Genomic DNA, 2,793 nt, shown 5'->3' with positions numbered 1-2,793 from the left:
TACGCTACAAAGCGATTTAACTGACTGGCAGCATTATTCTGTCGTGGCGGCTTCATCTGTTTCAGCCACGGATTTGGGTGACACCACCATATTCGCACGGACATGAGACAAGCCATTCACCACGACTCGGTCACCCGTATTTAATCCTGATAACACCAAGCGTTTACCTTGATGATGTCCGCCTAACTGCACTTCCTTATACACAGCCTGATTTTCAGCATTGATAACAAAAACAAATTTCTTATCTTGGTTGGTGCCGATAGCCCGATTTGGAATCAATAAAGCCTGTTGTTTCTCTGCAGCCCCAACTCTGACATTGGCATACATACCGGGTGTTAACGCCCCATCTTTGTTATCAAAAATGGCACGTGCCCGGATGGTGCCGCTGGCAATATCTAACTGGTTATCTAAAGAATGGATTTCACCGTGATAGACCACACTTTCATCTGCTGCCAATGTCATATCGACTGGCATTTTCTGCTCGGTATGATTATTTCTCATCATTTTGATATAGGTTTGCTCATCTATATCAAACTCAGCATAAAAACGATCATTGGCTACGATGGTAGTCAAAACAGGTGAACTTGGCGCCGTCTCAATAATATTACCTACCGTTAATTCAGCGCGGCTGACTCGCCCGGCAAACGGCGCACGGATATAGCAATAATTCAGGTTCAGTTTCGCTTGAGAAACAGCACTTTCCGCCTCACGTATGGCAGCCACAGAAACCTGATTCTCATTTTTTGCTGCATCAAACACACTGTCTGAGACTAATTTATCTTTAACTAATCTTTCCGCACGAGCTAACTCATCTTTCGCTAATGTCGCTCTTGATTTAGCGGATGCCAATTGTGCCTCAGCGCTCGCTAAAGCAGCTTTATATGGACGTGGGTCAATAACAAACAGCAGTTCATTCTTCCCCACTAGTTGGCCATCATCAAACAATACTTTTTGAAGTTCACCACCCACCAAAGGTTTGATATCCGCTTTATCAACCGCACTGAGACGACCTGAGAAGCGTGTCCAGATACGGACTTCTTCAGGTTGAAGTGTAATGACCTCTGCCACAGGCGGTGGCGGCGTGTTTGGCGCTGCCGCTTGAGCCGGCTCTTCACCTTCATTTGCGTAAGACATATACGCTGCGCCAGCAGCAATACAAATAAAAATAAACAGAATCAGCTTTAACCAGCCACGGTTTTGATGATTTGATGATAGTTCAGACATGAAAATCTCCGTGAGCCAGACAGCTCTGGCAGGTCCCTATAAAAACTATCCTTGACAGGATAAATCGCAACAGAATACATACCGACCGGTATGCTAGTCAATATGACTGATAAAAATAGTCAACTTTTCACTAAGTTTTATATAAAACAACCATATACCCCTTAAAAAGGTAGATGTAATATGGCTGATGACAAAAACGCGAGGGATTTATTCATCCATTTTTCTTGTCACACAAACCAAGCGGTATTTATACTATCCAATTAAACGAACGGTTTATACATATATGTCTGTTACTGAGACTCGAGAAAGACTATTAGCCACAGCACTGGAGCTGATCTGGCAAAGCAATTACAACTGTGTGGGCGTCAATGATATCTGTCGTCAGGCAGGCGTCACTAAAGGTGCGTTCTATCACCACTTCGAGTCTAAAGCCTCTTTGTTTTGTGAAGCAGCAAGTTATTACTGGCAAGTGATAAGAGCTGATCTGGACGCGGTTTTTTCTCCTCTATACACCCCACTTCAACAACTCGAAAATCTCATCGAATTCGTTTTCAAATCTAAAATCAATACTCCAAACAAACGCATACCAGGTTGCCCTTTTTTTAATGCGGGTGCTCAAATTGGAACAGATGATGAAATGGTGTTAGAGGCCTTACGCTCTCTATCACAAACCGCTATTAACTATGATATTGCACTTGTTAGAGCACTGGACTCTGCGGGTTACTTACACTATAAAACAGAACCAGAAAGCTTAGGCCGGATGATGTATAACTACATTCACGGTGTGATGAGTTTTTCTCATCTTCAGCCTGATATCTCGACCGTGAGAAAAGATCTGCCTGAGGGCTTGTATCGTTTACTTGGGGTGAAAGAAGAATTCTGGTTTGCTGAATCGGCTACCTGGCAATCTGAGCCGACATTAAGTAAATAAAATTATCCCTCACGAAGTGGCCAACTCTCTATAACCTGATACTGGATACCATCTTCAGTGGATATAGACTCAACCAGTGCAAAAGATACAGCTGCTAATGACACGGGTTTAAATGTGATGTGAGGCCGTTTTTTTGCTTTTCTTGCTAGCGTGATGTGGGCACGAAATGGACGAGCTTCCTGTCTTATAGGTAGATCTGCCATCATCAGGTTTAATGCATTCACCAAGTTATATAAAGACATGGGTTGTCTTTGACAGGTCAGGCACAATACTTTTGGTTTCGGCCAATAATCCAGCTCGTTAAACTCAAGTGATATTGGCGTTACTCGAATATTTTTGGCTCGCTCAAGCAAAATGGTGACAAGTCGTTCTTCGACATTGCCAATAAAAAACAATGTCATGTGAAAATTACTTGGCTTTAATTTTCTCAACCCAAGCTGATCACACTGTTGAGATAACAACTTGAGTCTCGTTCTGGTGAGCTCATCTGGCCATAATGCAAAAAATAAACGTCGCACTATTGTTCAATCAAAACACAATGGTTTGATTTCTGCCTTGCTCTTTTGCTCGATATAAAGCCATATCGGCACGTTTAATACATTCATCAACTGCTTCATTTTCATTATATTCAGTGACAT

Annotated in this window: 3 protein-coding genes; 1 reads left to right on the top strand and 2 read right to left on the bottom strand. The window is 42.5% G+C overall.

All coding sequences use genetic code 11. The features are described from left to right. Positions 1–33 precede the first annotated feature (33 nt). Entirely contained in the window at positions 34–1,224 is a 1,191-nt protein-coding gene (locus tag B4K20_RS14290) for an efflux RND transporter periplasmic adaptor subunit (RefSeq protein ID WP_289283411.1), read from the bottom strand. A 283-nt stretch (positions 1,225–1,507) separates the two neighbouring features. On the opposite strand from B4K20_RS14290, the gene B4K20_RS14285 reads away from it, so the two are divergent. Beyond that, on the top strand, positions 1,508–2,155 hold the full coding sequence (locus B4K20_RS14285) for a TetR/AcrR family transcriptional regulator (protein WP_286304095.1): 648 nt from the start codon (positions 1,508–1,510) through the stop codon (positions 2,153–2,155). Between the two features lie 2 nt (positions 2,156–2,157). Here the strand turns inward: B4K20_RS14285 and thpR are convergent, their stop codons facing one another. After that, the gene (gene thpR / locus B4K20_RS14280; protein WP_289283410.1) at positions 2,158–2,673 is read right to left on the bottom strand and encodes an RNA 2',3'-cyclic phosphodiesterase; all 516 of its coding nucleotides are present in this window, start codon (positions 2,671–2,673) and stop codon (positions 2,158–2,160) included. Positions 2,674–2,793: the final 120 nt, after the last annotated feature.

It is taken from the genome of Methylophaga sp. UBA5088, from assembly GCF_002414625.1.
Lineage (GTDB): Bacteria > Pseudomonadota > Gammaproteobacteria > Nitrosococcales > Methylophagaceae > Methylophaga > Methylophaga marina.
Note: the sequence above shows the minus strand (reverse complement) of the source record. Positions and strands in the feature narration are given on the sequence as shown.